The sequence below is a fragment of the Psychrobacter sp. Ps6 genome (assembly GCF_022129235.1).
Classification (GTDB): Bacteria; Pseudomonadota; Gammaproteobacteria; order Pseudomonadales; family Moraxellaceae; genus Psychrobacter.
Genome location: NZ_JADQAI010000027.1, coordinates 1 through 4,696, shown reverse-complemented (window position 1 = coordinate 4,696; position 4,696 = coordinate 1). Strand labels below are relative to the sequence as shown.

The following is a 4,696-nucleotide window of genomic DNA, read 5'->3' as shown; positions in this document are numbered from 1 at the left end:
TTCTGATGGGGTTCGCAGTATGAGTGATGACCGTGAAATCTATAACAGCCACGTTCATCCTCATGGAGAGCCTAATACTGGAAATACGGAGCAGAAACAATGATTGCTATCGATCCAAGAACAGGTAAAACCGTTACAGGAATTCAAGCGCTAAATTGTCGTTTTGAACGGGCATTAACCACACAAATCACGGCAAGAGTGAAACGTCGTCAGATGGGAAATCGGGCCATTAATCGACTGGGTAAAATGCAAAACCCAACGGAAGCGATGATCATTCAGAATTTATCGTTAGAAGCGTTAGCTAACCCCGCTAATGGGTTACTGAAATTTAAAGCTAAACAGTGTCTAGCCACACCTTATGGCGCTGGATTTTTAGTATCGGTAAAAGGGCGTTGGCAAGGTAAAGATATTGAATTGAAGGTGGGGTTATGAGTTTACCTAAAGCCTTTGTGGTTCCTGAATTTGAGTCGTTACTCAATGAATACATCCAATTTGCAGTGAGCTATTGTGCTAAAGGTGATGCTGATAAGGCTAAAGTGCTTAATGAGGCCATGACCAATGATTCTGAATTGTTGGCTCAGATGGTACAGGCGTTCATCATTAAACGAATTGCTGAAATTCGAGAGCAGAATCATCAAGCTCTGCAGATGTTTCGTAAGTTTGTAACTGAATCGGATATGGTGGATTTACTGGCCTTACAATACGGCCTTAAAAGGCAGGTATTAGAGGCGGGAAATGATTTGGTATTTCCACCTAAACCACCTGTTATGGAATCTGACCAAAGCCTATTGCAGCGTTTTGATTTGGCCCCTTATCAATTTCACACAACAGGTACTCGAATGGGGTATAAGTTTCACGCTTTAACACTAGATGAAAGGCCGTTGATAAAAATTGAGTCAGAAGATAACGCGGTGGTGATGCGTTATGAGTTTCAAGATTTAACTCGGCCTATGCCTGTTAAAGATGCTATGCCTCAGATGTTAGAGCCCAATAGTGGCAAAGTGTGTGTGGCCGTGTTAAGCCGTGAAAATCCTCGGGGTATAGCAGATGAAGCGTTGTTAAATCGGGTTCGCCATTATCTGCAACGAGATGATATTGGCCAAGAGTCGGATGAAATCACAACAAAAAGCGCCATCGCCAAAGACTACCAAATTGAGGTGACAGTCTATACTGGCTCCGATCCTGGATCTCATGTTGAGCAGTCAAAAGCTGAACAAGCAGCGTGGGATTTAGCACATAAACGACATCAATTAAAAGGCATTATTGATAGAGAAGAGGTGGCTCATATCTTTTATCAATTAGGTGCTAAACGAGCAAAAGTCCATGAACCGGCTCAAGATATCATTTGCCAGTGGGATGAAGCTCCTTACTGTACGGAGGTGATTATCCATGTCCGAGGAGATTGACCATTTTATCTCCGTACAGCCGGAAAACAGAACGTTAATTGAAGAGTCTTTGGAATACGCTTGGCATCAAGTAATTGCCAAACAAAAAGATCCATTCCCTGAACTTAAACAACCTCTTTTAACCCCCAATGATTTTGTTTCTCTATTAGCTGGTGAGCGCGGTGTTACAGACTGGCGGCCAGAAGATACGATAGAGCAACAACGGAAAACTGCCGATAAAGCATTTGAAATTCATCGAAAAGCCGGGACTCGACATGGTCTTGCTGTGGCAATGGATGCACTTGATTGTGATATTGAAGTAACGCCTTGGTATCAGATGAGATCACCGCCCGGACCTTATCATTTGGAGATTGTGGCGTGGAAGCGAAACAGCCCAGTTGATAAGAAAACAACCGAACGAATGTTACAACGAGTTGAGAACACCAAATCAGAGCGAGACTGTGTGGATCTGATTTTCGCCTTTGGTTTAGATTCCGGCTTTTCGGTGTCGGGAGTGCAAGAGAGAGCGATTATGGAAACAGACAGCTCGGTAACGGGTTTGATGCCGACTTCTCCTGTTTGTGCTCTGGGCACTCAAGTGGCAGGAGCGGTGGAGCATATCATTGAGAACGAGATGTCAGTCTGTGGAGTATTGCCCAATGATGCGCTTTGCCAAGGGGGCATTTATTTCGGAGGTGGTATGAAAATGCTGATGTGTACCGATATAACGTTAGGAGCTATGAAAACATGTTAGGCGTTGTTCAGTTTACTAAAGCGGGCTTAGCTGAGCTCATTAGTGCGAAAAACCAAGGGCTCAAAGGTGCACTGAAATGGATAGCTGCTGGTGATCGAAGTTATCAACCAAGTCCAGACCAAAAATCACTATACAGCGAACGACAACGAGAGCTGATTAGTGATTGGGAAGAGATTAGCCCAACACAATTGCGAATGGGGGCCGCTTTTAAGGGCAACTTGGAATATGAAGTACGAGAGGTGGGATTCTTTTTAGAATCAGGCACCTTATTAGCTGTTTATTCTCGTCCTAATCAGCTGTTGACCTATAAATCGGCCAGTGCTAGCTGGATACAGAAGTTTACGCTTGATGTTTCTCCTTTACCGACAGACAGCATCACCTTTATTGAAGGCAATAACGACTTAAATTTATTGCTCGGTGAGGAGTTGGCAACCATGGCCACAGCTCAAATAGGCAATATGGCGCGTCATTTAGAATTACTGTTTCGGTTTAATGAGTTAGAAAAACGGAGTTAGCGTTTATGGCATGCACAATGGATGGACCTCCACTGCTTAAGATAGTAGCAGGTACTACATTTGGATTTGATCTGCATTGGACGACCGGAGACGAAGATAATCCTTATGTAAAGTTGTCGGGATGTACAGCAGTGTTTGTTATTCGCTCAATAACTGGAGATGTCTTGGTTCGTGGTACGACAGAATCTGGCCATATATCCATTATTGAATGTGAGCAACAAAGCGATAAGTTAGATATTCAAATCACTCATGATCAGACTCAAGGGCAACAACCTCAAGCGTGGGAAAACGCCAATTATGAAGTTCGGGTGACATTTCCAAGTGGTGATCCCTACAGTATTTTGCGAGGACCTGCCTTATTGATTAAGGGGGCGGTGGATGATTAGTTCAGGGGCCCGTGTTTTAGTCTCACTTAAAACAGACCGAATTATTACGGTTCGATTGCCTCAAACGACCGCCATTATTCATGAGCAAGTAAAGCCCAATATTGAAGTGGTCACCATTGGTCAACAAGGGCCAGTGGGAATAGTGAGTGAGTCGGTATTAGCTGCCGCCGCTCAAGCTAAAGCCATATCAGAGAAGGCATTAAAACAGACTCAAATTACGTCGGGCCTACTTGATGAGGTGATCATGAATATGACGAACGGTTTTAACTTTCATGCTGGTGTCATATCAACCTAGGAGGACATGTGTTAGGGAATAAAATCGACCAAATGATTGCAGCCCTAAATAATGTCATGGGTGTCATTAATGGTAAATTGCGGTTAAAGGCCGATAAATCTGAAGTTTATCTGCGTAATTATCTTGATGATCCTTTGTCGACTTTAGGGGCGAACGCATCTACGGCCAATAAGCTTAAAGTTGCTCGAACCATTACCTTAGGACGAGATGCTGCAGGCTCAATTTCGTTTGATGGCTCAGGTAATGTCACCTTACAAGTGACTATCCCTGCTTTAGATGATAAGGCTGATAAAGTTGAGACATTAACACCGGCACAAATTGATGCGCGTATCCACCAGCTAATTGGTGTCGCGCCTGATGTGCTCGATACATTCGAAGAGCTGGCCAAAGCGTTAGGTAATGATCCTAACTTTGCCGCCACAATGAGTGCTGAGCTGGCTAAGAAAGCCAATGTCAGCGAGGTTTATACCATTACAGCTGCAGATGCTCAGTTCTTAACAAAACGGGGAAAAGCAGCCGATGCCACTTTATTTGGTGGAAACGCGCCCGATCATTACGCCACATCAGGGCAAATCTCAACATTAGAGCAAGAAATTGCAGATGGTTTTACACGACTTGCGGCTTCTTTTAATGATGCCGCTAACACTATCAACGGAAATTAATTTATGGGTTTAGAACAACAAATCAGTTCTTTGGTGCAAGCATCCGAGAATTTAACTGGCGCGGTTAATAATAAGATTGGGGAGATTGATAAGAAGGTTGATAACTCAGTAAAAGAAATTACCGAAACAATTACTAAAAATAATATAGTTAAATTTTATATTGATAGTGAATTTGGCATTGATTTGAATTCAGGATCATCATCAGCGCCGTTGAAAACTATTAATGAAGCATTTCGTCGATGTCCAACCGGTTCTACAGCTTCAATTTACTTAAAGCGTTATCAAAGACATGTCTTTAATGGTGCAAGTTGGTGTTATGCATTATCACTGAGTATTATGGCGTGGGGTAGTAACTTAGATTATTCGAAATCATATCATTACGATTCAAGTACTCCAATTCTAGAGTTTAATGGTGAATTAAATACAAATGGATCTATTATTATTGGGGGGTATAGAAATACATTAATTATTGAGTCTAATAAGGATTCAAAGATTTATTTCTATGGCGCTGGTCAATTCACATTAGGTCGTAGCCGAATCGTTTTAGATCGAAACGGGTCAGCATTTTGTGGTTTTGATCAGAACTATCTAAATCCGGTTAAATTTAGTATTCGTGAGGGTGACGTTGTAAAAACGTCAGGATATCTAGCACGCCATAGTATTATTTTTTCTGTTGATTCTGCTACAGGGTTTACTTAT

Annotated in this window: 8 protein-coding genes; all 8 read left to right on the top strand. The window is 42.4% G+C overall.

What is annotated here, in order from left to right; genetic code table 11:
- Positions 1-99 precede the first annotated feature (99 nt).
- Positions 100-432 carry a phage baseplate protein gene (locus I3255_RS13180; RefSeq protein ID WP_106339750.1) on the top strand — a complete coding sequence of 111 codons (333 nt, stop codon included), beginning with the start codon at positions 100-102 and terminating at the stop codon, positions 430-432.
- Positions 429-1,406, top strand: a complete 978-nt coding sequence (locus tag I3255_RS13175) for a baseplate J/gp47 family protein (RefSeq protein WP_238039222.1) — start codon at positions 429-431, stop codon at positions 1,404-1,406. Before I3255_RS13180 ends, I3255_RS13175 begins: the two co-directional genes overlap by 4 nt.
- Positions 1,390-2,139 (top strand): phage tail protein I, encoded by a 750-nt coding sequence (locus I3255_RS13170; RefSeq protein ID WP_238039221.1) that lies wholly within the window; start codon positions 1,390-1,392, stop codon positions 2,137-2,139. The genes I3255_RS13175 and I3255_RS13170 overlap by 17 nt, the downstream gene beginning before the upstream one ends.
- Positions 2,133-2,654, top strand: a complete 522-nt coding sequence (locus tag I3255_RS13165; RefSeq protein WP_138242114.1) for a phage tail protein — start codon at positions 2,133-2,135, stop codon at positions 2,652-2,654. The genes I3255_RS13170 and I3255_RS13165 overlap by 7 nt, the downstream gene beginning before the upstream one ends.
- Positions 2,655-2,671: 17 nt before the next feature.
- Positions 2,672-3,040: a hypothetical protein gene (locus I3255_RS13160; RefSeq protein ID WP_238039220.1), complete on the top strand. Its 369-nt coding sequence runs from the start codon at positions 2,672-2,674 to the stop codon at positions 3,038-3,040.
- Entirely contained in the window at positions 3,033-3,335 is a 303-nt protein-coding gene (locus I3255_RS13155; protein ID WP_238039219.1) for a hypothetical protein, read from the top strand. Before I3255_RS13160 ends, I3255_RS13155 begins: the two co-directional genes overlap by 8 nt.
- Positions 3,336-3,343: 8 nt before the next feature.
- Entirely contained in the window at positions 3,344-3,997 is a 654-nt protein-coding gene (locus I3255_RS13150; protein WP_238039218.1) for a hypothetical protein, read from the top strand.
- Positions 3,998-4,000: 3 nt separating this feature from the next.
- Positions 4,001-4,696: hypothetical protein (locus I3255_RS13145; RefSeq protein WP_238039217.1), on the top strand; the 696-nt coding region annotated here is incomplete at its 3' end.

What these genes read in the sequence shown, in the direction of transcription:
- I3255_RS13175 (WP_238039222.1), top strand. Translation starts at nt 429, where the DNA reads ATGAGTTTACCTAAAGCCTTTGTGGTTCCTGAATTTGAGTCGTTACTC.
- I3255_RS13180 (WP_106339750.1), top strand. Translation starts at nt 100, where the DNA reads ATGATTGCTATCGATCCAAGAACAGGTAAAACCGTTACAGGAATTCAA.
- I3255_RS13160 (WP_238039220.1), top strand. Translation starts at nt 2,672, where the DNA reads ATGGATGGACCTCCACTGCTTAAGATAGTAGCAGGTACTACATTTGGA.
- I3255_RS13155 (WP_238039219.1), top strand. Translation starts at nt 3,033, where the DNA reads ATGATTAGTTCAGGGGCCCGTGTTTTAGTCTCACTTAAAACAGACCGA.
- I3255_RS13170 (WP_238039221.1), top strand. Translation starts at nt 1,390, where the DNA reads ATGTCCGAGGAGATTGACCATTTTATCTCCGTACAGCCGGAAAACAGA.
- I3255_RS13165 (WP_138242114.1), top strand. Translation starts at nt 2,133, where the DNA reads ATGTTAGGCGTTGTTCAGTTTACTAAAGCGGGCTTAGCTGAGCTCATT.